Genomic DNA, 25868 nt, shown 5'->3' with positions numbered 1-25868 from the left:
ATTATTAGAAAATAGCTAATTTTCATTAAGATGTTGAGGGGGGAAAATATGAAATTAATAAAATCGAAATCGGTTATTGCTACTACACTAGCAGCGGGCTTGCTGCTTTCAATGGCTGTACCTTCTTATCCATTAGCTGCAAAGCAGGAACCGATCTCCTATGAGAATGTTGAATCAATGCTAAAGGGTTTGTCAGCAGAGGAAAGGAAAGCTCTAAATGAATTAACGGCAGCCCCTACATTTACGATTGCGCCTGATGTAGAGCAAAATAGTTCGGAAATGGTTTCGGTGATTGTCGAATTTAAGACATTGCCTGCCAAAGTAGCGGTCAAGCAGCAAGCTGCCATTGGAAAAAGAATGCTCGAAGCTGCAGCAGAGACTCAAGTTGAACAGTCTCACCAAGCTTTCAAAAAATTTGTATCTTCATTTAAAAAACAGAAGAGTATGAAGGATTATGATCCAGCAGCAATTGAAATTAATAGAGAATACAAACATGTGATAAATGGTGTATCTATGACGCTTCCAGGCATCGCTGTAAAGGAGTTATTAGCCTCCGATGAAGTAAAGAGAGTGTGGAGCAATAAAGAGCTTCAATTAGATGTACCTGAAGGAAAAGAGGGAATCTCTCCAAAAATGGCAGACAGTGTTCCGCAAATTGGAGTAGATAAGCTGCATGATGAAAATATAACTGGTAAAGGAATCAAAGTAGGGGTCATCGATACAGGGGTCGATTATAATCATCCTGATTTAACTGAAAGCTATAAAGGATATCGCGATACTGATGGCGAGGATCCAAAAGAGATAGATCCGGATGCAGTGAAAGGCTGGGATTTTGTCGATAATGATGCTGATCCGATGGAAACAACCTATGAAGATTGGCAGAACTCAGAGTATCCAGAGGATTATAATGGATCCAAATATTATACTTCGCATGGAACACATGTATCGGGAACGATCGCAGCAAATAAACAAAATGATGTTGATTATGCTGTTGGAGGCGTTTCTCCGGAAGTAGATTTATATAATTATCGCGTACTTGGTCCATATGGTTCCGGTACTAATGAAGATGTGATTGCCGGAATTGATAAAGCGGTTTCAGACGAAATGGATGTCATGAATCTTTCCTTGGGATCTTCTGTTAATGATCCGTTAGATCCAACATCGATCGCAATCAATCATGCGATGCTGTCAGGTGTGGTTGCTGTTGTAGCAGCTGGAAACGCAGGGCCAAGTGAGAAGACATTAGGTTCTCCGGGAACAGCAGCTTTAGGTATTACAGTCGGTGCAAGTGATTCAGCGATGAATATCCCAACGATGTCACTATCAGCTGGGAAAGATACATTATCACTTATGTTATTAGCGAAGAATTTCTCTGACCAATTAAAACTATTAGAAGCGAAAAATCTACCGCTAGTCTCTGCAGGAATAGGACAAGCCGGTGATTTTGAAGGTATCGATGTTAAAGGGAAAGTGGCATTAATTGAAAGAGGAACACTAACTTTTGATGAGAAAATTGCAAATGCAAAAGCAGCAGGAGCCATCGCTACCATTATTTATAATAATACTGATGGACAAATCTCTGCTTATCTAGGTGAAGGCAAAGGCTATATCCCGTCGTTCCGCCTGTCTAAAGAAGAAGGGGAAAAGCTGAAAAATAGCGGAGTTTCTACAGTTAGTTTCAAAGACTTATCCAGTACAAAAACCGAAGGCGATACCTTGGCAGACTTTAGTTCAAGAGGGCCGGTAAACGGTAACTATGATATTAAACCAGATGTCGTTGCACCTGGTGTGGCTGTATTCTCTACCATTCCGGAATATATTAACAGCCCTGAAGAAGGAGAAGATTACTCCATTTCCTATAGCAGTATGCAAGGGACTTCCATGGCTTCCCCGCATGTTGCCGGTGTAGCCGCACTCATCCTTCAGAGTAACGAAGAGTATGATCCATTTGATGTAAAACAAGCTTTAATGAATACATCCGTTGATTTAAAGCATCATTACTCAGTGAATGAAGTAGGTGCAGGCCGTATAGATGCATATGAAGCGGTACATGCCGAGACAACAATTAAAGTATTAGATCAGACAGAAACAATGACAGGTGATGAAAAAACTTTAATTGAAGAAGAAACAGGATCCATCGCTTTTGGTAGAGAGTATTTAAGAGAAAATAATGAAGCAATCAGCATTAGTAAAGACATAGAGATTGAAAATCGTGGCAAGAAAAAGAACTATGCTATTAGCGTCAAATTTAATGAAGGGATAGAAGGAGTGGAAAACGCCAAGGAAAATGGCGTAAAGCTCAATATTAAAAATTCGATTGCAGTAGGGAAGGAAAAAAGCAAGACACTTCCTGCAACAATAAAAGTGCCGAGCACGGCAAAACCTGGCGCTTATGAAGGGTATATTATTTTTACAAATAAAGATAATCAAGAAGAAAACTACCAAGTTCCTTTCTCTATTACTGTTACTGATAAAGGAATTGACTATATTGAAACAGATAGACCATCGCTAGCAAATGATATTACATTCTGGCAGCACTATTATCCAATTATTAATGGAATGTTTGCCTTGAAAAGCCCGATGGAAACGATTGATGTGATTTTATCGGATGGAAAAACAGGTGAACCTTTAGGATATATCGGATCACTCAATGCGAACAATATGGTGCCAGACAGAGAATATTTTCTTATTTATATGTTCACAGGATATATGCAGCCATTTACGAATGACCCTGAAAATCCAATAGCAGAGGAAAGAGTCAAGCTGCCTGAAGGTGATTATAAATTCGATTTTATAGCTACAGACGAGAGTGGGAAAACTTATACAATTGATTCACCCGTAATTGTAGATAATACTGCTCCAGAAGTTTCATGGGACAAAAAGCCTGGCGTTTATGAGCTGAACGATTCAATGTTTACTGAAGAAGATGGCATGGAAGCATTCTATGTTCATGGAAATGTTCAGGATCAGACAGTTGATCTTCTAAATGAAAAAGGGCTTGAGTATGACCAGTCCTCTAATACAATGTTCTTTGATACATCAAAGTTCGCATACTTTGCACGGACATTCCCGATTGCTGAAAATGGAGAAGTGAAATTTGGCATCGAGAAAAGCGATATTGCAGAAGATGCGCTATATTTACAATTAGCAACAATGGACATAGCGACAGCAGTCAATCACGAAAGATATATTTTCCTGCAAGAAGGCACTCCATATATTTCGGCTGACTATAATAAGAAGTCCATTAAAAAGAATGATACGATTACAATGTCACTTACTTTAAACAATGTAAAAGATTTAATGTCCAGTCAGCATAAAGTGAGCTTCTATGATGAGTATTATCAATTTAAAAATGCGAAGTTATCGCAGGAAATCAAACAATATGCAAAACAAAAAGGCATATCAGTGGAACTAAAGGACCCTGAAGTAGCCAAGGATGAACCTTGGACAAGCTCAGTTACGTTGGAAACTGTCCTCTCAGGAAAAGCATTTAACGGGTTAAGTGGAGATATGCCAATTATTGATGTGAACTTCAAATTGATTGATGATACCTTGTATAGCAAATATTCTGCATTTGAGGTTGTCACTGCGAGCTATGAGCAGAAAGATAATAAGACAGCAGAACTGCCGTTTTATAGCACTGAGAAGTTTGAGGTGATTTCCAAGCATACGACTGTTGAAGGAACTGTAAATTTAGAAGCTTTTAATAGTGAAGAAGGGTACTTTAACCGGACTGGCGATGCGGAAAATCTAGGTATCAACATTTATGCGCAAACAAGATCAGGCAAAAAATATAAAGGAACAATAGATTCGTACGGTCAATTCCAAGTAAAAGGAATTCCGGCAAGCAGCCAGGAATATACTTTGGTGATTGCTGCGCCTGGACATTTGAAAAGCTACAGTACGTTTATTCCAGGGAAGAAGGTTGCTGGCGAGCTGATTGGCCAGCTGCAGCGCGTACGTCCAGCTCTCGGACTCGCAGGTGATGTAAACGGGGATAAGCTGATTGATATTAAAGATATCAGGGACGCCGTTGATGCCTATGGTGATGAAGACAGCTCAATTAAAAAGGAAGATATCAATCAGGATGGCAAGGTTGATGAAGCAGATGTCAGACTAATAGAAAAGAATTTCTTAGCTAAAGGACCAGATGCGGGCAATAAAGATCCAAAAGAAACGATTGGGAAAAAGGACCTTGAGTATTTCTTGCGTCTAATCGAATTAGAACCAAATAAAAATTAAGAAAAAAGCACCAGGGTGTTTCAAACCTGGTGCTTTTTTCTTTTGTTATAATATTCTGAAGGAGTCTCTTCCTTAATTTTCAAGGAGGCTGGAGGTTTTCCGCTGATGGAAGGTCGAATCATCAAATATTATCGAGAAAAGGCGAAACTGACTCAAAAAGAAATCGTTCAAGGTATTTGCTCGATTACTCATCTTAGTAAAATTGAGAGAGAAATAACGGAGTATTCCAGCGAAATCATCACTTTGTTATGTAAAAGGCTTAAAATTAATATGGGGGAGGAAAAAACAAAGTATCACGCGTTTGAAAAGAAGATGGAGGAGCTGCAGCATCATATTATCCTTCAAAATGATCAAGAAATTGTTCGATTGAAAGAGGCGCTGGAAAGGAATCCTTTAAAGGATATGCCTGACTTTTATGCATCCTATTCATTAACCTTTGCCCGTTATTATTTATATATAGGAAATCTCGAAAAAGCAAATGAGTATATAAAAAAGATTGATCAGGGCAATTTATCATTATCGATTTTTGAAGAAAACTTTCTTAAGCATAATCTCGGGATATATTATTTTTTAACGGGAAGAAACAAGGATTGTATTCGCGTACTAACAAGTATAGACCACGAGGTTTATCATCAAAATGAATATTACTATCATCTGGCAGTGGCACATTATGTGATTAACCAAAATGTGCAGTCTTATTATTATGGTGAAATCGCAGCAAGTTATTTTCACAAAACAATGAACATTCAACGCATAATCGATGCTGAGACGTTGCTTTTAGTCCAGCTAAATGCAAAATCAATCGCCAATTATACTGAGATAAAAGAACGTTATGAGGCATTATTTAGATTATGTGATGCCTGTGGATCAATTGCGCGCAAAGCGAAGGCGTATCACAACTTTGCCTATGATTTACATAAGAGAGGGATGTATGAGAAATCTCATCATTATTATTTGCAGGCGTTAAGTCTTGTAGATGAATCGGATGTGATTTATTGCATGTTTTTAGAGAATCTCATAGGGAATGCCTATCATGGGCACACTTTAAATAACAAAGAATTAATGATTGAAGTTGAAAGAGGAATGGAACTATTACAGAAAAACACACATGCACTGCCAAAATTCCATTTTCAATTTTATTACCTTCTGCTTTCAGAACAAAAAATACAGGCCTTCCAACTTATTGAAGAAAAAATTCTCCCTTATTATAAAGAGTCAGGAGATACATTAATGATCGAGAAGTATGAAAGGCTTCTTTTTTATTTTTACGCAGAAAACGGAAAAACAAAAGAAGCATTAAGCCTGGCTAAAAACCTCATTCCCCCTTCTACATTGGTTTAAATCCTCTAATACAGCGGGTATTCATTGCTTTATTTGGATACCTTCTTTTTGATTATTTTGATTCTGTAAAAAATCTGGGAATGCTTTCATCTCTTATAGGACACCCTAACAATAATCTTTCATAGGGAGGGTTATGATGACGGATGTGGACGATCGTTTGACTGCTGCTGAATTGGCACAGCTATGGAATACTTTTATGAATAATAAAATGTATAAATGTGTGTTATTGTATTGTGAAAATAAAGCTGAAGATCAAGAGCTTACTGCTATTATTAAAAATGCCATTCAAATCTGTGATGGGATAATAAGTGAGATTATTGCCATTTATGAAAAGGAAAATCATCCGATTCCTATAGCAATGAATGAAGATGAGGATGTAAATATTTCTGCACCAAAACTGTATTCAGAGATACTGATGCTCAGCTATATTCATGATATGACCAGATACGGGATGATTGGATACAGCACCGCAGTTTCAATCGCTGTTCGGGAAGATGTGGAAGAATTATTTAACAAAGCCCTTCAAGAAGATATTCAGTTGTATAAAAGGACTTTATCATTGCTGCAATCTAAAGGTACATATTATCGGAGCCCATCAATCCCTATTCCTGAAAAAATTGAAATTGCTGATAAGGGAAGTTACCTTTCCGGATTTGTAGGGAAGCAGAGGGCATTAACTGTTGTAGAGGTAATGAACTTATACAATGATATGCAAAGAAATGCATTAGGAAAAGCTGTATTTCTTGGTTTAAGTCAAACAGTCGCTTCAAATGATATTGAAAAGTTTTTATTAAAATGTGTGAATCATTTTAATAAAAATGTTGAAAAATTTGCAAACACATTGATTAAGGATAACATCTCTACTTCACCTACATTAGATTCAGAAGTGCTACACTCTACTACTCCACCTTTTTCTGAAAGACTAATGCTCGGTCAAGTAGTGATGTTCATTGCCACATTAACCGGTTATTATGGAACAGCTTTAGGAACAGTATCTAGAAGAGATTTAGGAGAAATCTATGCAGCAGTTTTGGTTGATACCGTTGAGCTTGGCAATCAAGCGGCAAAGCTATTAATAAAATATGGTTGGCTGGAGCAAGCGCCGCAATCAGTTGATCATAAATTCCAAATGAAATAGGTTTTAACAGTGAATAATAAACCGATTGAAAAACTCTTCTGGTCAATAGCTTTTCCGGGGTTTGGGCAGTATTTAAATGGAAAATTTTTCAAAGGCACCATCTTTCTTGGGTTGGAAATCCTATTTAATGTGATGGCAAACTTTAATGAAATTATTATGCTTAGTTTTCAAGGGAAGATTGAACAAGCTGCTGAGCTTGCGAATTATGGTTGGTTGATGTTTTATCCTTGTTTATATTTTTTTGCAATATGGGATGCTTTTAAGGATGCAGGCGGAGGTAAGGGGCGTTATGCGTTTTTACCATTTGTTTTCTCTGCCTATTTTGTGACGGTAGGATTAATGTATTCTACAGAGGTGACCATCTTTGGTGTATTCTTTGGACCCGTATGGCTTCCTATGCTTTCCGTCATACCGGGTGTTCTAGTAGGATGGATTATAAAGAAAATACTGTTGAAATTTACATCTACTTCATAAAAACCAACCTAGTTTAAAGACGAGGTTGGTTTTTACATGAGGATTGGGAAATTAGCTGTTTAGACTATAGCTTTTGTTTAAGGAAGCTTTGCATAAAGGACATGTAATTTTCTCGTTTGGCTTAAATTGAATTTTTTTTAAATCTCTTTTAGTAAAAGTAGCAAATACATTGTATTTGAATCCGCATATACAAGAGTGTTGATCCTTCACTATATGAGTCACTTTAGTATCTTCGCTTTGTACTGTAGGTAATATCATATTACACACCTTTCCTTTAACAAAATAGGCAAAATTAGAAAGGGATCGTGAATGATAAAGATTTCCGATGAATGGAAGTCTATAAAAATAGGACGATTAAATTAATCAAAAGCGAAAAATATTAATCTATTTCATCCTAAAAGTGCAACCCGGCTACCATGACATCAAATGTTTTAGGCCCGTGGCTTTGCGTCTTTTACTTTCGTAAAATTTGCCCAATACAAGAAATTTTATCATATGTATACAGAATTATGTCGAATAATACGGTTTTGTAACTAAAGGGAAAAGGTTCTGAAAAATTAAAAAAATTAAAATTTCCAATTCGACGATTACTATTTTGGTGAATTTACGGCTTATCTGTTATTGATATTATATTTACATCATGGTTAGCCTTTTTACAGTCGCCTTTCGCTTTTCGAGGTCTAGCTTCATGGCCTAGCCCCTCGAGGTCATAAGCTTGTCGGGGCTGTACCAGGCCCTTCCGCTTTTCTCATTGTCTAGCTGCAGCTCCTAGAGTCTCGAGGTCATAAGCTTGTCGCCTCTGAACAGTCGCCTCCGCTTTTCTCATTGTCTAGCTGCGGCTCCTAGAGGCTCGAGGTCTTAAGCCACCTCTGAATTGAAGGCAAAGAACGCCTTCATTTCAGAGACGCCTTAAGCTTGTCGCCTCTGAACAGTCGCCTTCGCTTTTCTTACTACCAATTTATTTCTATACACTATTTTTGATGGTTGTTGTAGAATGAGGGAAGGGGGTATGTGTGATGAATATGAAAGCAGGGTTATGGCAACAGCAGACATTAAAGTTGACAATGACGCAGGAATTAACGCAGGCGATTGCGCTGTTACAATATAACACGCAGGAGCTTTCTGCCTTTTTAGAAAATAAAGCGCTGGAAAATCCCCTATTACAAATAGAATCAAGCAATGTACAATCGATGGACCCCCGTTATGACAGAGTGAAGCCATCGAAAGTAAAGTTTGAAAAAGATAAGCAAAATTGGATCGAACAATTAGGAGCAAAGCAGACAATGTCTTTGCAGGAATATTTACATTCACAGCTAGCTATCGCTGTAATGGATGATAAAGAAGTAAAGATGGTTTCCCACTTAATAGATAATCTAGATGAAAACGGTTACTTAAAGGTTGATACGAACGAAATTGCTCGATACTATCACGCCTCTAAGGAAGAGATGAATGAAGCAATTATCGAGCTCCAGTGCTTAGAACCGGCAGGGGTTGGCGCTAGAGATTTGCAGGAATGCTTATTACTTCAGCTTCAAAGAATGACTCCTCACAATGAGCTGGCAGAAAAAATTATAGAAGAGTATTTTTTGCTGTTTGCTGAAAAAAAGTGGAAGGATATATCAAAGCGTTTGGATGTTGACTTAAAAGACATTCAGGAGGTCTTTGATTTAGTGCAAACGCTTGATCCAAGGCCGGCTTCTAATTTTCAGGATGAACAGACAGCTTATATTACCCCTGAAGTAGTTATAGCATGGAATGGAGAGTCATTTACAGTCAGTATTTTAGATGATGTCCTTCCTAAAATAAGCTTTAATAATCAATATTTTCAAAAGTTCCAGACAGGCTCTGACCAGCAGGTAAACCGTTTTTTACAGGAGAAAAAACAGGATTATCAATGGATTTTCCGTAGTATTGAACAGCGGAAAGAAACTTTATTGAAGGTGTCATTAAAAATTGTTGAACGGCAACCGGACTTTTTTATGAAGGGGCCGAATTATCTTAAACCGATGACAATGAAGGAAATTGCTGATGAGCTAGAGATACATGAGTCTACTGTAAGCAGGGCTGTGCGTGAAAAATATGCGCAAACTCCTTTTGGGACATATGAACTGAGATCGTTCTTTTCTAGTACAATTAAAACGACATCTTTTGAAAATACTTCATCACAACAGGTGAAAAATGTGATAAGCCAAATGGTTAAGGACGAAAATAAGAAAAAGCCGCTATCTGACCAGGAGATTGTGAATAGGCTTAAGGATGAGGAAGGAATGGTGATTTCTAGACGAACGGTTGCAAAATACCGCGACCAGCTGGGGATTCCATCTTCATCCAAAAGGAAAAGATACGATTGATTGTGAGGGATACAACATGGAGATGCCGATACTTACTCTTTATACGCGCACTTGCTGTCCACTGTGTGAACAAGCAGAAAAAATAATTGCGCAGTTAAAAGAGGAAATGGACTTTTCTTATGTGGCGAATGAAATTGATCAAAGCGATGAGTGGACAGAAAAGTATGGTTTAATGATTCCTGTGATAGAAATTAATCAAATGCTCGTACAATATGGTCAAATTGATTATTTTACGATTAAGGAAGCCCTTGAAGCGAATTAATAGCTCACATTAGTTGAAAATATAAATCACTCCTGTTACTATGGAAATATAAAGCAGCAGTGATTTTATTTTTTTTGTTCAGTTGGGACACAAAACGTCTTGGGTGGACATATATTGACCATATGGGGTGAAGGGGTTTTCTCTTGAGTTCTTTTATTGAGGTTTCTAAAAAAGTATTGCCAGATTTATTGGAAGTGATGCAAAAAAGATATGATATTCTTCGTCAAGTTTCGCAGATGGAGCCTGTTGGCAGAAGGAGTTTAGCGGGCATTCTAGGTATGACTGAACGCGTGCTGCGCGGTGAGGTTGATTTTTTAAAGAATCAGAGTCTTATTAATGTAGATAATAATGGAATGAGCCTTACTGAAAGCGGACGGCAAGTTCTTTCTGAAATGACAGGGATGATGAAAGAAATAAAGGGTATAGACATAAAGGAAAGGCTTCTTGCTGAAAAACTCGGCATTCAAAAGGCCATTATTGTTCCTGGAAACACAGATGAACAAGAGTCGGTAAAAAATGATCTTGGTAAAGAAACTGCGAGTCTGATGCTTTCTCTATTTAATGGGAAAAACACAATCGCAGTTACTGGGGGTTCCACCATGGCGAAAGTAGCGGAAGCAATGATACCGCATCATTTACTTTCAGATTTGCTATTTGTACCTGCAAGGGGTGGAGTAGGAGCTGATTTGAATAATCAGGCCAATACGATTTGTGCGAAAATGGCAGAGCGTACGAACTCGGCGTATCGAACATTATACGTGCCAGATGTGGTAGGTAACGATATGTATCAATCGATGATAAAAGAACCGAGCATTAAAGAAGTTCTACAGCAAATAAAGAGTGCCAATATTGTTTTGCATGGGATTGGTGATGCAATAACAATGGCCAAACGCAGAGAAACAAATGAAAGTGATTTACAGAAGCTAAAAGGAGCTTGCGCAGTCGGCGAGGCGTTTGGCTACTATTTTAATGAAGCTGGAGAAGTCATCCACAGAGTGCAGACAATCGGCCTTCAGCTTGATGATTTGGAAGGTATACAGCATGTTGTAGCGGTTGCAGGCGGCATATCGAAAGCGAAAGCTATAGCCGCATATATGAAGCGAGCACCAAAGAATACAGTGCTAATTACCGATGAAGCGGCAGCGCTGAAATTGTTGAAATAATAAAAATTACTTGGAGGTTTTTCATTATGGCTATTAAAGTTGGAATAAATGGATTTGGTAGAATTGGACGAAATGTACTTAGAGCAGCATTTGGGCATGAAGAGATTGAAATTGTGGCAATTAATGATTTAACAGACGCTGACATGCTTGCGCATCTGTTAAAATATGATTCTGTACATGGAACATTTAAAGAAGAGGTACATGTAGATGGGGAAGATTTAGTCGTTGGCGGCAAGAAAATTAAAGTATTGGCTGAACGCAACCCTGCTGAATTAGGCTGGGGAGATTTAGGTGTGGATATCGTCATTGAATCGACTGGCCGTTTTACGAAACGCGCGGATGCAGCTATGCATTTAGAAGCAGGCGCGAAGAAAGTTATCATTTCAGCCCCTGCATCTGATGAGGATATTACGATTGTAATGGGGGTTAATCAGGATAAATATGACCCAGCTAGCCATCATATCGTTTCAAATGCTTCTTGTACGACGAACTGCCTTGCTCCATTTGCCAAGGTTTTGAATGATTCATTTGGTATTAAACGAGGGATGATGACAACCGTTCACTCCTATACAAATGATCAGCAAATCCTTGACTTGCCACATAAGGATTATCGCAGAGCAAGAGCTGCTGCAGAAAATATTATTCCTACAACTACAGGTGCTGCAAAGGCAGTTTCCCTTGTTCTCCCAGAACTTAAAGGCAAGTTGAATGGCGGAGCAATGCGCGTGCCAACACCGAATGTATCCTTGGTCGATTTGGTCGCAGAACTAGATAAAGAAGTAACAATTGATGAAGTTAACAAAGCGTTGAGAGATGCTTCTGAAGGAGAATTGAAAGGAATTCTTGCTTATAGCGAGGAACCTCTTGTATCTGGAGACTATAATGGAAATCCCGCTTCATCAACAATTGATGCTTTATCAACTATGGTGATGGACGGTAGTATGATTAAGGTGATTTCGTGGTACGATAACGAGAGTGGCTATTCACATAGGGTTGTAGATTTAGTTGAGTATATGGCGGAGAAAGGCATTTAAAAAATCATCACTTTTTAAGCTATTAGGAATTGTGGTTGATTTTTCAATAGGACATGGCAGCCGCAATGTTTTTTTAAATCTGATTGGAATTAGTATTCTGAAAAAAAACAGCATACAAACCAATATTTATGGATATTAGATGCATGAACGTCTATAATGATAAATGGTAAAGGGAGAATGGGACATATCCCTCTCCCTATTCTTTTGACTTTTTCTAAACGTTTTAGCTCCAATTGTGGCAATGGCAAGAGGGAAAACGGTGATTAATTATACATAGCTAGACGCAAGCTAGCTTCTGCACTAGGCCTTTGCGGTATAGTGCTTCGCCTTTCTTAGTAGTACGAGCAGCTAACTAGAAAATAGTCTATCATTATATTTAGGAGGGCCCTTTTCTATGAACAAAAAGAGCGTAAAAGATGTAGATTTAAAAGGCAAGCGCGTGTTTTGCCGCGTTGATTTTAATGTCCCTATGAAGGATGGGCATGTGACTGATGAAACTCGAATCAAAGCAGCTTTGCCAACAATTAATTACTTAATTGATCAAGGTGCTAAAGTCATTCTAGCAAGTCATCTTGGGCGTCCAAAAGGTCAAGTTGTTGAAGAGCTTCGCTTAACTCCAGTTGCAGAGCGACTTTCCACTCTTTTAGGAAGAAACGTAAGCAAAGCTGAAGAGGCTTATGGAGAAACGGTAAAAGCGGCAGTTGATCATATGGATGATGGCGATGTGCTGCTATTAGAAAATGTCCGTTTCTATGCAGGTGAGGAAAAGAATGATCCTGAACTGGCAAAAGCGTTTGCAGACTTGGCTGATCTTTATGTGAATGATGCGTTCGGTGCTGCTCACCGTGCACATGCTTCAACTGAAGGAATCGCCCATTATGTGCCTGCTGTATCTGGCTTATTAATGGAAAAGGAGCTAGATGTCCTCGGTAAAGCTCTTTCCAACCCTGAACGCCCATTTACTGCGATTATCGGCGGAGCGAAAGTAAAAGATAAAATAGAAGTAATAGATAATTTATTGGATAAAGTTGATAACCTTATCATCGGCGGCGGTTTAGCGTTTACTTTTGTGAAAGCGCAAGGTCATGATATTGGCAAGTCTTTATTAGAAGAGGATAAAATTGAATTAGCTCAAAGCTTTATAAAGAAAGCAGAAGAAAAAGGCGTGAAATTCCTTATGCCTGTCGATGCTGTAGTTGCAGACCGATTTGCAGAGGATGCGGAAGCAAAAACGGTTTCAATTGAGGAGATTCCATCAGAATGGATGGCGCTTGATATCGGACCAGAAACGGCCAATCTATACAGCGATGTTATTCAAAGCTCTAAGCTAGTGATTTGGAATGGACCAATGGGTGTGTTCGAAATGGATAAGTTTGCTGGCGGTACGAGAGCCGTTGCAGAAGCTTTAGCAGAAGCAAACGACACTTATTCAGTTATTGGCGGAGGAGACTCTGCAGCAGCAGTAGAGAAATTTCATTTTGCTGATCGCATGAGCCATATTTCAACTGGCGGCGGAGCTTCATTAGAATTCATGGAAGGCAAGGATCTTCCAGGTGTAGTAGCTTTAAATGATAAATAAAAAAATACGAGAAAGGACGTGGCAGTTTATGCGTAAACCAATCATCGCAGGAAACTGGAAAATGCACAAGACGATGCCGGAAGCAAAATCATTCATTGAAGAAATTAATGGACTTGTTCCCGACGAAATAGATATGGATACAGTCGTTTGTGCACCTGCTTTATTTTTAGAGCGTTTAGTGGACGGTGTTGAGGGATCACCAGTTGAAATCGGTGCTCAAAACATGCATTTTGAAGAAAGCGGTGCATTTACAGGAGAAATAAGCTCTGTGGCACTTCAAGAACTGGGCGTAAAATACGTTATTCTCGGACACTCTGAAAGACGTGAGTTGTTTAATGAAACAGACGAAGCAGTCAATAAGAAAGTATTAACTGCTTTTTCCCATGACTTAACTCCGATTGTATGTGTAGGTGAAACGCTTTCGCAGCGAGAAAATGGCGAAACAATGAAGTTTGTAGGCGCTCAAGTAGAGAAGGCTTTGCAAGGGCTAACTGATGATCAGCTGAAAAAAACTGTCATTGCTTATGAACCTATTTGGGCAATCGGAACTGGCAAATCATCCACTGCAGAAGATGCCAATGAAGTATGTGCACATATCCGTGACGTAGTTGCAAAGCAATTTTCACAAGCAGCAGCTGATGCGATACGCATTCAATATGGTGGCAGTGTAAAACCAGGTAATATTAAAGAGTATATGGCTCAACCTGATATTGATGGTGCGCTTGTTGGTGGTGCCAGTCTTGACTCAGCCTCTTTCCTGCAATTGCTGGAGGCGGGTAAGTATGAGTAAATCCCCAGTTGCACTGATTATATTAGATGGTTTTGCTATTAGAGGAGAAACAATGGGCAATGCGGTAGCCCAGGCAAACAAGCCTAATTTTGATCGGCTTTGGGAGCATTATCCACATGCTTATTTGACGGCGAGCGGGGAAGCGGTTGGCCTACCTGCGGGACAAATGGGTAATTCAGAGGTTGGCCATTTAAATATTGGTGCTGGCCGGGTTGTGTATCAAAGCTTAACAAGAGTAAATGTTGCAATTCGTGAAGGTCATTTTGAAAAAAATGATACCTTTTTATCTGCAATTGAGCATGTGAAGAAAAATGGCACTAGCTTGCATTTGATGGGGCTGTTATCAGATGGCGGCGTTCATAGTCACATTAATCACCTTTATGCATTGCTGCAGCTTGCTGCTGATGAAGGTGTAAAGCAGGTTTATGTCCATGGGTTTTTAGATGGCCGTGATGTCGGTCCGCAAACAGCCCAAGGCTATATTCAGGCTGCCGAAGCGAAAATGAAGGAAATTGGTGTTGGTGAATTTGCCTCGATTTCTGGCCGCTATTACTCAATGGATCGTGACCAACGCTGGGAGCGAGTGGGGAAATCTTACCGTTCGATGGTTTACGGAGAAGGTCCAACATATAAAAGCGCTTTAGAATTAGTAGAGGACAGCTATAATAATGGAATTTTTGATGAGTTCGTCATCCCGTCTGTTATTACTAGAGAAGATGGCTCACCGGTCGGAACGGTTAAGACAAATGATGCGATGATTTTTTATAACTTCCGTCCAGATCGTGCGATACAAATTTCCAATACATTTACTAATAAGGATTTCCGCTCATTTGATCGTGGGGCTGGTCATCCTGAGGACTTATTCTTTGTTTGTTTAACTCATTTTAGTGAAACTGTCGATGGATATGTTGCCTTTAAGGCGACAAACCTGGATAATACTCTTGGAGAGGTACTATCTCAGCACGGCTTAAACCAGCTGCGAATCGCTGAAACGGAGAAATATCCTCATGTCACTTTCTTTATGAGTGGAGGCCGTGAGGGGAAATTCCCTGGTGAAGAGCGAATTTTAATAAACTCGCCTAAAGTCGCTACCTATGATTTAAAGCCGGAGATGAGTGCATATGAAGTGACAGAAGCATTGCTTGAGGAAATTAGGAATGATAAGCATGATGCGATTATCCTTAATTTCGCCAATCCGGATATGGTTGGGCATTCCGGCATGCTTGCACCAACGGTAAAGGCAGTAGAAACCGTCGATGAATGCTTAGGTAAAATCATTGATTTAATCAAAGAAAAAGGTGGAAAAGCAATCATAACTGCTGATCATGGCAACGCTGACGAAGTCGTTACCCTAGAAGGCAATCCAATGACTGCACACACCACCAACCCTGTTCCAGTCATCGTCACAGAAGAAGGCATCGCCCTTCGCCAAAACGGCATCCTAGGAGACCTAGCGCCAACCATGCTAACCCTCCTAAACCTGCCCAAACCAGCAGAAATGACCGGAACCACACTCATTAAATAGGTGCCTGTCACCTCCAAATTTCCATCTATCGACTAATGGAGGAACAATGCACTTTATTCACGGTGGCATAGGTACCTGTCACCTACATAAATCTACAAAAAGATACAAGGTTCGACATTATTAACAAAAAAGTCGAGTTTATAAAAAGGAGAGATTGATTATGCCATTTATTCAACATGTTTATGCTCGTGAAGTGTTAGATTCTCGTGGGAATCCTACTGTTGAGGTTGAGGTTTTAACTGAGTCTGGCTTCTTTGGCCGCGCGATTGTTCCATCTGGAGCTTCTACTGGAGAATATGAAGCAGTTGAACTTCGTGACGGAGATAAAGATCGTTATCTTGGTAAAGGTGTACAAAAAGCAGTAGACAATGTGAACAATTTAATCTCTGAAGCTATTACTGGCTTTGATGTTACAGACCAAGTAGGAATCGACCGTACGATGATCGCATTAGATGGTACGGACAATAAAGGTAAACTAGGCGCAAATGCAATTCTCGGCGTATCTATGGCATGTGCACATGCAGCTGCAGAATCAGTGGGTCTTCCATTATATCGCTACCTTGGCGGATTCAATGCGAAACAATTGCCGACACCTATGATGAATATTATTAACGGTGGTTCTCACGCTGATAATAATGTGGATTTCCAAGAATTTATGATTATGCCTGTTGGCGCACCAACTTTCAAAGAAGCAATCCGCATGGGTGCGGAAGTGTTCCATTCATTGAAAAAGGTATTATCAGCTAAAGGCTTAAATACAGCTGTTGGGGATGAAGGCGGATTTGCTCCTAACCTTGGTTCTAACCGCGAAGCATTAGAAGTGATTATCGAAGCAATCAAAAATGCAGGCTATGAAGCGGGCAAAGACATCTATCTTGCAATGGATGTAGCATCTTCTGAGTTTTATAACAAAGAAACTGGCAAATATGACCTTGCAGGCGAAGGACGCAATGGTGTAACTTCTGAAGAAATGGTTAATTTCTATGAAGAGCTAGTATCAGAATTTCCCATCATTTCAATCGAAGACGGACTAGATGAAAACGACTGGGAAGGCCACAAGCTTCTAACTGAACGGATTGGCGATAAAGTTCAACTTGTTGGTGATGATTTATTCGTTACAAATACGAAAAAATTAGCACAAGGTATTGAACAAGGTGTAGGCAACGCAATCCTTATAAAAGTAAACCAAATCGGTACATTAACAGAAACTTTCGAAGCGATTGAAATGGCGAAACGCGCAGGCTACACAGCTGTCGTTTCTCACCGCTCTGGCGAATCAGAAGACGCAACAATCGCTGATATTGCTGTCGCAACAAATGCTGGGCAAATCAAGACAGGTTCAATGTCCCGTACAGACCGTATCGCAAAATACAACCAGCTTCTTCGCATCGAAGACGAGCTTGGTGATTTAGCGGTATATGATGGCTTAAAGTCGTTCTATAACCTAGACAAGTAATCAGCAAACCCCTTGTATAATTACAAGGGGTTTTTTCCTAACAAACTTAAAGATTACCCTAAGAGTCAATCGTATATTTCAATTAATAAAAACAGAAACCTTAATAATTATCATCAGCATTCCTAGCCAATTGCACATAAATAATGAATTACACTTTGTTCGTTATTGTTTATCCATCCAAAATATGATAAATTTAAAATAATGTTATATTGGACGTAATCTGGAGGTGGCTTCATGCATGCTTTATTGATCACATTACTAATCATTGTATCCATCGGTTTAATTGTTGTTGTACTTCTTCAATCTGGTAAAAGTGCAGGTCTTTCAGGTGCGATTTCAGGTGGAGCTGAGCAGCTTTTTGGAAAGCAAAAAGCCCGCGGTTTGGATTTGATTCTACACCGAATTACAGTGGTGCTTGCAGTACTATTCTTTATCTTAACGATTGCCGTTTCGTACTTTGCACTATAATGATTAGAATAAATGCCTGGCCTTCAAGGGTCAGGTTTTTATTTTGCCTGCTGGGGAATTCTTATTAATGGATTGCAAAGCCATTCTTTGATAAAAATAAATACATAACACGTTTGATTGATAAAGGAGTTTAAATGATGAAAGTAGTTGCACCAAAACCTTTTACTTTTGGAAAAGGAAAACGAGCTGTGCTGCTTCTGCACGGTTTTACTGGAAATACAGCAGATGTACGGATGATGGCAAGATTCTTAGAGGGAAAAGGCTATACATGCCACGCACCATTATATAAAGGCCATGGAGTGCCGCCTGAGGAATTAGTTCATACCGGTCCTGAAGATTGGTGGTCTGATGTGATGAACGGCTACAATTTACTAAAAGAAAAAGGACATGAAGAAATTGCTGTTGCGGGATTATCGCTAGGTGGCGTATTTTCACTAAAATTGGGTTACACTGTACCTGTAAAGGGTATTGTTACGATGTGTGCGCCGATGTATATAAAGAGTGAAGAAGTCATGTATGAAAATGTTGTTGATTATGCGAGACAATATAAGAAGCTTGAAGGAAAGTCAGTAGAACAAATCGAGGAAGAAGTTGGTGAATTCAAACAAACACCGATGAATACGCTAAAAGCGCTGCAAGAATTAATTGCAGATGTAAGAGGCAATGTAGATATGATTTATTCCCCTACTTTCGTTGTTCAATCAAGGGAAGACCATATGATCAATACGGATAGCGCTAATATTATCTATAACGAAGTTGAAAATGATCATAAGCAAATTAAATGGTATGAAGAATCTGGGCATGTCATCACATTAGATAAAGAACGAGATCAGCTGCATGAAGATGTTTATCAGTTTCTAGAGCAGCTGGATTGGCAAGAATAATAATAGAACCCTAGAGGAGGGATGTATAACGTGGAAAACAATTCAAAAGAGCTGATTGATCAGCTGTTAAATTATATGAAAGACGAAGCATATAAACCATTAACTGTACAGGAAATGGAAGAGGCATTCGGCATTGAGGACTCTTCACAATTCAAGGACTTCGTTAAAGCACTCGTTTTAATGGAGGAAAGAGGACTGGTAGTCAGAACAAGAAGCAATCGCTACGGACTCCCGGAAAAAATGAATCTGATTCGGGGAAAGCTTTCCGGCCATGCAAAAGGCTTTGCTTTTGTTATACCGGATGAGCCGGGAATGGATGATATTTTTATCCCGCCAAATGAAACGAATAATGCGATGCACGGAGATATTGTGCTTGCTCGTGTTTCTTCTGAGAGCTCAGGACAGAGACGGGAAGGAACCGTCGTTCGCATACTTGAACGTGGCGTACAGCAAATTGTTGGTACATACACCGAAAGCAAGCATTTCGGATTTGTTATACCGGACGATAAAAAGTTTGCCAGTGATATTTTTATCCCTAAAGCTGCTTCTAAAGGAGCGGTAGAAGGCCACAAAGTGGTTGTGAAGCTGACTACTTATCCTGAAGGAAGAAAGAGCGCAGAGGGAGAAGTAACGGAAATCCTTGGCCATAAAAACGACCCTGGCGTCGATATTTTATCCATTATCCATAAACATGGATTGCCTATGGAATTTCCAAGCGATGTTTTGGAGCAAGCGGAACAAACACCAGAGCAAATTTCTGAAAAAGAAATTGAAAATCGCAGAGACTTAAGAAATCAAACAATTGTAACCATTGATGGCGCAGATGCTAAGGACCTTGATGATGCAGTAACCGTAACGAAATTAGAAAACGGTAACTATAAACTTGGCGTCCATATTGCTGATGTTACTTACTACGTGCAGGAAAATTCTGCAATTGATGCAGAGGCAGCCGACCGTGCAACAAGTGTATATTTAGTCGACCGCGTCATACCGATGATCCCCCATCGTTTATCAAACGGAATCTGTTCATTAAATCCAAAGGTTGACCGCCTCACCCTTTCATGTGAAATGGAAATCACTTCAGAAGGAGAAGTCGTTAATCACGAAATTTTCCAAAGTGTAATTAAAACGACGGAAAGAATGACTTACTCTGATGTGAACAAAATATTAGAAGACAAGGACGAGGAACTAATCGAGCGCTATAAAGCGCTTGTGCCAATGTTTCAGCTAATGGAAGAGCTTGCGCAAGTTCTGCGCACGAAGAGAATGCATCGAGGCGCGATTGATTTTGACTTTAAGGAAGCAAAAGTACTGGTAGATCAGGATGGAGCGCCTCAGGATGTTGTCATAAGAGAACGTTCTGTTGCGGAAAAATTGATTGAAGAGTTTATGCTTGCGGCAAATGAGACTGTAGCTGAGCATTTCCATTGGATGGATGTACCGTTTATTTACCGTATCCACGAAGATCCTAAAGAAGATAAACTGAGAAGGTTTTTCGAGTTTATCACCAACTTCGGCTATATCGTGAAAGGAACGGCGAACGCTATTCATCCGCGTGCATTGCAGGAAATTATTGAAGAGGTACAAGGAAAGCCTGAGGAAATGGTCATTTCAACAGTCATGCTGCGTTCCATGCAGCAGGCAAAATATGATCCGGAAAGTTTAGGACACTTTGGCTTGTCAACTGAGTTCTATACTCATTTTACATCTCCTATACGCCGATACCCTGACTTAATTGTTCATCGCTTAATTCGTACTTATTTAATCGAAGGCAAGCTTGATTCAGCAACTCAGGAAAAATGGGATAGCATCCTTCCTGATATAGCCGATCATTCGTCAAATATGGAACGCAGAGCAGTAGATGCGGAACGTGAAACAGATGAATTAAAGAAAGCCGAATATATGATGGACAAAATCGGCGTCGAGTACGATGGTATCATCAGTTCAGTTACTAACTTCGGAATGTTTGTCGAATTGCCAAATACCATTGAAGGGCTGATTCATGTCAGCTATATGACAGATGACTACTATCGCTATGAAGAGCGCCAATTAGCCATGATTGGAGAGCGTACAGGCAATGTTTTCCGAATTGGTGATGAAATTACTGTACGTGTGATTAATGTAAACAAAGATGAACGTTCTATCGATTTTGAAATTGTAGGCATGAAGGGGACACCACGCAGGGAAAAATCAGCGCAGCCTAAGGTTTTTAAAACAGGCAGCAGCGATAAAAAGCCGCGACGTGGTAAAGAGGATCAAGGCGGTAAAAGCAGCAAGCCAGGGGAACGTAAAAAGAAAAAGAAGAATAAAAAGTTTTATGAAAATGCGCCAAAAGCAAAACGGAAGAAGAAAAAATAAAGAAAATAAAAAGAGAGCCTTCAATGCAACAGTCGGCTCTCTTCCTCTTCAGAAAGTAATTTGCTAAAATAAAATGAAGATGTTTTTGTAAAGGCAAGGGGGAAGCAACATGCCAAAAGGTGCTGGAAAAACAATCGCACAAAATAAGAAAGCTTACCACGATTACTCTGTTGAAGATACATATGAAGCGGGAATCGTGCTTCAAGGCACAGAGATTAAATCTATTCGTAACGGAAGAGTGAATTTAAAGGACTCATATGCTCGAATAATAAATGGGGAGATTTTTCTAATCGGGATGCATGTCAGCCCATATGAACAGGGAAATCGATATAATCATGACCCATTAAGAACAAGAAAACTCCTTCTTCATAATAAAGAAATTAGCAAGCTTATAGGCTTAACGAAAGAATCAGGCTATGCGCTTGTGACATTAAAGCTTTATTTGAAAAACGGCTATGCTAAGGTTTTAGTTGGCCTTGCAAAGGGTAAAAAGAAGTACGACAAGCGTGAGGACTTGAAAAAGAAAGAAGCGAAGCGTGAAGTCGAGCGGGCATTCCGTGAAAGACAGAAAATGTAAATATCCAAAAGCTTACAATTGTATTTTGATGATAATATGCTATAATAATAATTGTCACATCAAAGAAGTGACACAATCTAGTGCTCATCTATTTCGAGCATTCCGAAGAGCTTCATTTTTTATAATGGGGACGCTACGGATTCGACAGGGATAGTTCGAGCTTAGGTTGCGAGTCGAGGGGATCGGCCTCGTTAAAACGTCAACGCCTATAACTGGCAAACAACAAAACAACTTCGCTTTAGCTGCCTAATAGGCCTTTAGCGGTTCCTCCCTCCATCGCCCATGTGGTAGGGTAAGGGACTCAACTTAAGTGGGCTACGCCGGATTCCACCGTCTGAGGATGAAGGAAGAGAATAACCAGACTAGCTGCCCGGACGCCCGTCGATAGGCAAAAGAAGCAGCGAAACGCGAATATATCGACTACACTCGTAGAAGCTTAAGTGCCGATATTTCTGGACGAGGGTTCGACTCCCTCCGTCTCCACCAAATACATATTTGGTGGTTTTTTAATTTCTATGTGACGTAAAGCATAAATCTGCCAACTGGTAGGTTTATGCTTTATTTTGTTTTCGGAAAACTTATACTTTAATGATTTGGTTTGCTAAATAGTATAATTTACATTTTTGAATTTTAAAATTACTCTCGAGCTGTATAGAGGTAATAAAGATGTTTAACACTTATAAGAACTAATGTCCTTAAAACAACAATCCCTTCAAAATAATAGACTCAACAATAATATGCTCATTCTGTAAATTAGAGAGCCCGTGATAACGGGTTTTTTCGAGTATTTCTATTCTTGACAAGCTAATCTAGTATGCGTTACTATATACTAGTAATTAGTAACACTAAATACCTGTGAAACATAGTACTGAATAAAATTTAGTAAAATACAAATGCCTTACCTGAAGACTACTACAGCGCCTACAAAAATATTTCTGGAACATTGGCGTCGTGACGGATTGGCAAGAAATGAAATTCGTCTTTCATCACATCATCGACTTTCTTGAAGAAGCCGCAGCCGATGGCAAGCGCGTTAAAGCAGGTATTGGCAACGACGTAGCAGCCTTCTGTATGATCTCGTCATTGATGCAAAATCGTGGGTTGATAAGCAATGTTAAAAACTCAACGATGCGATTAAATAATAGAACTTTGCTGAACAGCTTAGTATCTTAAAGGAGACGACAATGAATTTTTTAGAAAAAATAACCGGTAGCGATATGACTAAAGAAATGAAAGGTTTTGAGGCACGAGCAAAAGTTTTGCCAGCTGAATATCAAACTGCTTGGAATGAAATTAAAAGTAATCTCTGGATTCACGGAGATTTCACCGGTCGTAATCTGATGCCGATACTTGACAGTGCTCTTGAACTGCTTGAAGTTACATCAGCAGACGGCCAGAGCATCGAAGAAGTACTAGGAGATGATATCAATGGCTTCTGCTCAGCGCTTGTTGGTGACGAAGGTGCAAAAACTTATAGAGATAAATGGCGTGATCAACTCAACAAGAACGTAGCAAGAAAATTAGGAGGGCTGAAATGAGTATCAAAAAAATTATCGAAGGCAAAAAAGAATGGAGAGCCCATGTTTCGCGTGTCAAAGCGCTTCCACAAGATTACCAAATTGTCTATAAAGAGATCGAAAAATATCTCTTCAAAGTCGGTCCTGTTGAGCTAAACGAAGGTATCGGACTGCTCTTGGAAATTCTCAGCTTCTTTGAAGAAGGCGCAGCTGCTGGGAAAGGCGTGCTTGAAGTCACAGGAACAGACGTTGCTGCTTTCTGCGATGGGCTGCTTGAAGAGTCAAAAACATACGCTGATCTCTATCAAGAAGCGGTCAATCAAAAAGTCGATAAGGCTATGAAAAATAAAGGAACGTAGTACTTGGCTGCAAAATTTTATCTAGCTTTTGGCTAATGATTTTTCTAACCTCCAAAACTCGAAAGTATCGGTCGTGTTCGAGAAATGTAGGAAATGAAAGAAGAATCAAAATGGAACTAATAAAAATTGAAGGCTTAAAAAATCTTTCAAAGAAAAATGAATTCCTCAGAGGCTGAAAAACAGGAAGGTGCAATTACTCTCCAAATCAATTATTTTGCTATTGACGAAATTAACATATCCGAAAAAACGTTAGTTAGATTTGAAAAATGAATTATTCTTGTTGAACTAAAGAGGGCTATACTCGGGTCAGTGGTATTGTCCTTTTCTTATGGAACAAAAGGGCAGGTTAGTATAATAATTGTAGACGAACTATGCAGTATCTGAATTGCCCCATAGCTATTTTCTCCGTCAAATTCTCATATGTGCTTTCATTTTAAATATTGGGAGGCGATTCACTACAACAAATTTCCACAATTAAGAAGGCACTGTATATTTCTTATTAGTTTTTTGATAATTATTTAAATAATCTATAAAAGTATTCAAATTTATAGACCGCCATTTATTTTTGTGTGTAGCTATGTAAATAGCTATTGGACTTTTAGTTTTATTTAGTTTTTCTCCACTGAATTCCCCATTCTCCATTTCTTTATTTATTGTAAAATGGGGGAGCATACATTTTCCTAGTCCACATAGGATACATTTTTTAATCGCTTCTATACTAGGTAGTTCTATTTTAAAAAAATCTCCTTTCCCCTCTTTATATAGATACTCTTCGAATATTGGTCTCCAACTACAGGAATATTTAGGAGAAAGATTAACCGCATGGAAATCTTTAGGTATAATTCTCGCATTTCACTGGGGTCTTTTTTATTCAAGGCGGAGCTTTTTAGATAAACCTTTCATTGGGAGAATTCGTTTTGTTTTTGGCGATGTTTGTCCAAGCACTTAGTTTTATTTTTGTAAAAAAAGCAACAGAAAAGCTTGATTCCAAACAGTTAACAACAATTATGTTTTTAGTTGGTTCCATTGGTTTATTCCTAATTAGTCTTATAACTGAACCAACAGGAATCAATCAAATGACTTCAGCCCCTTTATATGTATATTTGTTATTTATTATTTCGGGAGTATTGGCAACTGGCGTCGGTTATATAGTCTATAATGCTGCTATTCAACAGATTGGAGCAGGACAAACGGCTATATTTAATAATTTTGTTCCATTCTTTGGCCTTGTATTTTCTGCGCTTTTCCTAAATGAGAAAATTACTACTCCTCAATTAGTTGGATTTGTATTCATAGTAGGTGGTGTTTTATTTGGAACAGGTTATATTGAAAAATTATTTGCTAAGAAAAGAACTAAGATTAAATATAAAAAAGAGCGTAGGCGCACCTAAGCTCTTTTCTATTAGAATTGAAGTATCATAATCTTTTATTAAGGATGATGAGAGTTAAAAATTTATAATCCATTAAAGGCTGTAAAAATTATAGGCTAGCGTTCAATTATTGCGAGCCAGAATCAACAGACTAAGATCATCAACAAAGGTATTCTCGCTGAGTTAATAAAGTATTTATAATCAATGAACATTAGCTAAATAACTTTAAATTGTAACGATGAAGACAACAATATTCTAACAAGAATAGGGTGTGTTAGATAAAATGGTTACTAAAGTGGGCATAAATTTTTAACTCTTAATGGTGCATTTCTACTTGCTTTGAGTGGCATTAAAAATTTTCACTTTTATATTGCTTACAAATAACATAAGATCTGATGTCAGCGAAAATAATGCTGACTTTTTTATTTTTGTAGAACTGACGGAAATACTCAATATGCCGCAAAAATAATGATTTGCAGATATTCCTACGGTTTTAATCGAATTGAAAGATATATTCTTGTTCGTTATCGTGGGGTGAGTAAAGGAAAACCATAAAAGAAACCTTTTTCTTATGTGAATATAGGGGCAGGTTAGTTAAACAAGAGGTATACTTAAATATTGGGGTGATTGTATGAAATATACTTGTCCTTGTTGTGGTTATAAAACATTAGATGAAGAACCACCAGGAACTTATGATATTTGTAGTATCTGTTTTTGGGAAGATGATGGAGTTCAGTATAGTGATTCCGATTATGAGGGTGGTGCAAATATCCCTTCTTTAAGGCAAGCACAAAAAAACTATGATGTATTTGGGGCTTGTGAAGAAAGATGTATTGAGTTTGTAAGAAAGCCTAATGAGAAAGACGTAAAAGACCCTAATTGGAAACCATTAAAATTTTAAAGAAAGTTATTCAGCTAAGGGAGCTTTCCTTAAATAAAGGGAAGCCTCTTTGTTATGATGCTAAACCAGCTAATAGTTT

22 protein-coding genes, 1 other RNA gene and 1 riboswitch are annotated in these 25868 nt (G+C 38.8%); of the genes, 22 read left to right on the top strand and 1 reads right to left on the bottom strand.

The genetic code is table 11. From position 1 onward, the window contains the following. Positions 1-48 precede the first annotated feature (48 nt). From CWS20_RS17600 to CWS20_RS17505, 20 genes are all read left to right on the top strand, one after another. Positions 49-4242 carry a S8 family serine peptidase gene (locus CWS20_RS17600; RefSeq protein ID WP_066190028.1) on the top strand — a complete coding sequence of 1398 codons (4194 nt, stop codon included), beginning with the start codon at positions 49-51 and terminating at the stop codon, positions 4240-4242. Positions 4243-4347: 105 nt separating this feature from the next. Then, the gene (locus CWS20_RS17595; RefSeq protein ID WP_083957147.1) at positions 4348-5583 is read left to right on the top strand and encodes a helix-turn-helix domain-containing protein; all 1236 of its coding nucleotides are present in this window, start codon (positions 4348-4350) and stop codon (positions 5581-5583) included. A gap of 133 nt (positions 5584-5716) precedes the next feature. Continuing rightward, positions 5717-6721, top strand: a complete 1005-nt coding sequence (locus tag CWS20_RS17590; protein ID WP_083957148.1) for a DUF3231 family protein — start codon at positions 5717-5719, stop codon at positions 6719-6721. Positions 6722-6730: 9 nt separating this feature from the next. Then, the gene (locus CWS20_RS17585; protein ID WP_066190040.1) at positions 6731-7195 is read left to right on the top strand and encodes a hypothetical protein; all 465 of its coding nucleotides are present in this window, start codon (positions 6731-6733) and stop codon (positions 7193-7195) included. Between the two features lie 398 nt (positions 7196-7593). After that, positions 7594-7679, bottom strand: a riboswitch (cyclic di-GMP riboswitch). Between the two features lie 532 nt (positions 7680-8211). Continuing rightward, positions 8212-9546, top strand: a complete 1335-nt coding sequence (rpoN, locus tag CWS20_RS17580) for an RNA polymerase factor sigma-54 (RefSeq protein ID WP_066190042.1) — start codon at positions 8212-8214, stop codon at positions 9544-9546. Positions 9547-9562: 16 nt separating this feature from the next. Next, on the top strand, positions 9563-9808 hold the full coding sequence (locus CWS20_RS17575) for a glutaredoxin family protein (protein WP_066190046.1): 246 nt from the start codon (positions 9563-9565) through the stop codon (positions 9806-9808). 143 nt (positions 9809-9951) lie between these two features. Then, entirely contained in the window at positions 9952-10971 is a 1020-nt protein-coding gene (locus tag CWS20_RS17570) for a sugar-binding transcriptional regulator (protein ID WP_066190049.1), read from the top strand. Positions 10972-10997: 26 nt separating this feature from the next. Next, on the top strand, positions 10998-12005 hold the full coding sequence (gene gap, locus CWS20_RS17565) for a type I glyceraldehyde-3-phosphate dehydrogenase (RefSeq protein WP_066190052.1): 1008 nt from the start codon (positions 10998-11000) through the stop codon (positions 12003-12005). Between the two features lie 394 nt (positions 12006-12399). After that, entirely contained in the window at positions 12400-13584 is a 1185-nt protein-coding gene (locus CWS20_RS17560; protein WP_066190054.1) for a phosphoglycerate kinase, read from the top strand. A gap of 28 nt (positions 13585-13612) precedes the next feature. Continuing rightward, entirely contained in the window at positions 13613-14374 is a 762-nt protein-coding gene (gene tpiA, locus CWS20_RS17555; RefSeq protein ID WP_066192014.1) for a triose-phosphate isomerase, read from the top strand. Beyond that, complete coding sequence (gpmI, locus tag CWS20_RS17550; RefSeq protein ID WP_066190059.1) at positions 14367-15899, top strand: 2,3-bisphosphoglycerate-independent phosphoglycerate mutase; 1533 nt, start codon at positions 14367-14369, stop codon at positions 15897-15899. Before tpiA ends, gpmI begins: the two co-directional genes overlap by 8 nt. A gap of 160 nt (positions 15900-16059) precedes the next feature. After that, positions 16060-17355 (top strand): phosphopyruvate hydratase, encoded by a 1296-nt coding sequence (gene eno, locus CWS20_RS17545; RefSeq protein WP_066190062.1) that lies wholly within the window; start codon positions 16060-16062, stop codon positions 17353-17355. A gap of 234 nt (positions 17356-17589) precedes the next feature. After that, positions 17590-17823, top strand: coding sequence for a preprotein translocase subunit SecG (secG, locus tag CWS20_RS17540; RefSeq protein WP_066190066.1), 234 nt, complete (start codon positions 17590-17592; stop codon positions 17821-17823). A gap of 137 nt (positions 17824-17960) precedes the next feature. Beyond that, positions 17961-18707: an alpha/beta hydrolase gene (locus CWS20_RS17535; RefSeq protein WP_066190068.1), complete on the top strand. Its 747-nt coding sequence runs from the start codon at positions 17961-17963 to the stop codon at positions 18705-18707. 21 nt (positions 18708-18728) lie between these two features. Then, positions 18729-21065, top strand: coding sequence for a ribonuclease R (rnr, locus tag CWS20_RS17530; RefSeq protein WP_241198591.1), 2337 nt, complete (start codon positions 18729-18731; stop codon positions 21063-21065). 109 nt (positions 21066-21174) lie between these two features. After that, positions 21175-21642: an SsrA-binding protein SmpB gene (smpB, locus tag CWS20_RS17525; RefSeq protein ID WP_066190076.1), complete on the top strand. Its 468-nt coding sequence runs from the start codon at positions 21175-21177 to the stop codon at positions 21640-21642. A gap of 126 nt (positions 21643-21768) precedes the next feature. Further along, positions 21769-22128, top strand: a transfer-messenger RNA (tmRNA) gene (gene ssrA, locus CWS20_RS17520). A gap of 465 nt (positions 22129-22593) precedes the next feature. Next, the gene (locus CWS20_RS17515) at positions 22594-22815 is read left to right on the top strand and encodes a DUF1048 domain-containing protein (protein WP_158237015.1); all 222 of its coding nucleotides are present in this window, start codon (positions 22594-22596) and stop codon (positions 22813-22815) included. Positions 22816-22826: 11 nt separating this feature from the next. Next, positions 22827-23180 (top strand): DUF1048 domain-containing protein, encoded by a 354-nt coding sequence (locus CWS20_RS17510; protein WP_066190078.1) that lies wholly within the window; start codon positions 22827-22829, stop codon positions 23178-23180. Then, a complete protein-coding gene (locus CWS20_RS17505) occupies positions 23177-23518 on the top strand; it encodes a DUF1048 domain-containing protein (protein ID WP_066190081.1) in 342 nt (113 codons plus the stop codon). The genes CWS20_RS17510 and CWS20_RS17505 overlap by 4 nt, the downstream gene beginning before the upstream one ends. A 474-nt stretch (positions 23519-23992) precedes the next feature. Here CWS20_RS17505 and CWS20_RS29340 read toward each other — a convergent pair whose 3' ends face one another. Then, complete coding sequence (locus CWS20_RS29340; RefSeq protein WP_350339532.1) at positions 23993-24358, bottom strand: LysR substrate-binding domain-containing protein; 366 nt, start codon at positions 24356-24358, stop codon at positions 23993-23995. Positions 24359-24435: 77 nt separating this feature from the next. Between CWS20_RS29340 and CWS20_RS17495 the strand changes: the two genes are divergently transcribed. Beyond that, complete coding sequence (locus CWS20_RS17495) at positions 24436-24909, top strand: DMT family transporter (protein ID WP_066190087.1); 474 nt, start codon at positions 24436-24438, stop codon at positions 24907-24909. A gap of 610 nt (positions 24910-25519) precedes the next feature. Further along, complete coding sequence (locus tag CWS20_RS17490; RefSeq protein WP_101226355.1) at positions 25520-25789, top strand: CPCC family cysteine-rich protein; 270 nt, start codon at positions 25520-25522, stop codon at positions 25787-25789. Positions 25790-25868: the final 79 nt, after the last annotated feature.

Origin of the sequence: Cytobacillus horneckiae (genome assembly GCF_002835735.1) — a bacterium.
Lineage (GTDB): Bacteria > Bacillota > Bacilli > Bacillales > Cytobacillaceae > Cytobacillus > Cytobacillus horneckiae.
Note: the sequence above shows the minus strand (reverse complement) of the source record. Positions and strands in the feature narration are given on the sequence as shown.

Excerpts from the sequence above, each read along its gene's own strand:
- CWS20_RS17600 (WP_066190028.1), top strand. The coding sequence starts at position 49 with ATGAAATTAATAAAATCGAAATCGGTTATTGCTACTACACTAGCAGCG.
- CWS20_RS17595 (WP_083957147.1), top strand. The coding sequence starts at position 4,348 with ATGGAAGGTCGAATCATCAAATATTATCGAGAAAAGGCGAAACTGACT.
- CWS20_RS17590 (WP_083957148.1), top strand. The coding sequence starts at position 5,717 with ATGATGACGGATGTGGACGATCGTTTGACTGCTGCTGAATTGGCACAG.
- rpoN (WP_066190042.1), top strand. The coding sequence starts at position 8,212 with ATGAATATGAAAGCAGGGTTATGGCAACAGCAGACATTAAAGTTGACA.
- CWS20_RS17575 (WP_066190046.1), top strand. The coding sequence starts at position 9,563 with ATGGAGATGCCGATACTTACTCTTTATACGCGCACTTGCTGTCCACTG.
- gap (WP_066190052.1), top strand. The coding sequence starts at position 10,998 with ATGGCTATTAAAGTTGGAATAAATGGATTTGGTAGAATTGGACGAAAT.
- CWS20_RS17560 (WP_066190054.1), top strand. The coding sequence starts at position 12,400 with ATGAACAAAAAGAGCGTAAAAGATGTAGATTTAAAAGGCAAGCGCGTG.
- tpiA (WP_066192014.1), top strand. The coding sequence starts at position 13,613 with ATGCGTAAACCAATCATCGCAGGAAACTGGAAAATGCACAAGACGATG.
- gpmI (WP_066190059.1), top strand. The coding sequence starts at position 14,367 with ATGAGTAAATCCCCAGTTGCACTGATTATATTAGATGGTTTTGCTATT.
- eno (WP_066190062.1), top strand. The coding sequence starts at position 16,060 with ATGCCATTTATTCAACATGTTTATGCTCGTGAAGTGTTAGATTCTCGT.
- secG (WP_066190066.1), top strand. The coding sequence starts at position 17,590 with ATGCATGCTTTATTGATCACATTACTAATCATTGTATCCATCGGTTTA.
- CWS20_RS17535 (WP_066190068.1), top strand. The coding sequence starts at position 17,961 with ATGAAAGTAGTTGCACCAAAACCTTTTACTTTTGGAAAAGGAAAACGA.
- rnr (WP_241198591.1), top strand. The coding sequence starts at position 18,729 with ATGTATAACGTGGAAAACAATTCAAAAGAGCTGATTGATCAGCTGTTA.
- smpB (WP_066190076.1), top strand. The coding sequence starts at position 21,175 with ATGCCAAAAGGTGCTGGAAAAACAATCGCACAAAATAAGAAAGCTTAC.
- CWS20_RS17510 (WP_066190078.1), top strand. The coding sequence starts at position 22,827 with ATGAATTTTTTAGAAAAAATAACCGGTAGCGATATGACTAAAGAAATG.
- CWS20_RS17505 (WP_066190081.1), top strand. The coding sequence starts at position 23,177 with ATGAGTATCAAAAAAATTATCGAAGGCAAAAAAGAATGGAGAGCCCAT.
- CWS20_RS17490 (WP_101226355.1), top strand. The coding sequence starts at position 25,520 with ATGAAATATACTTGTCCTTGTTGTGGTTATAAAACATTAGATGAAGAA.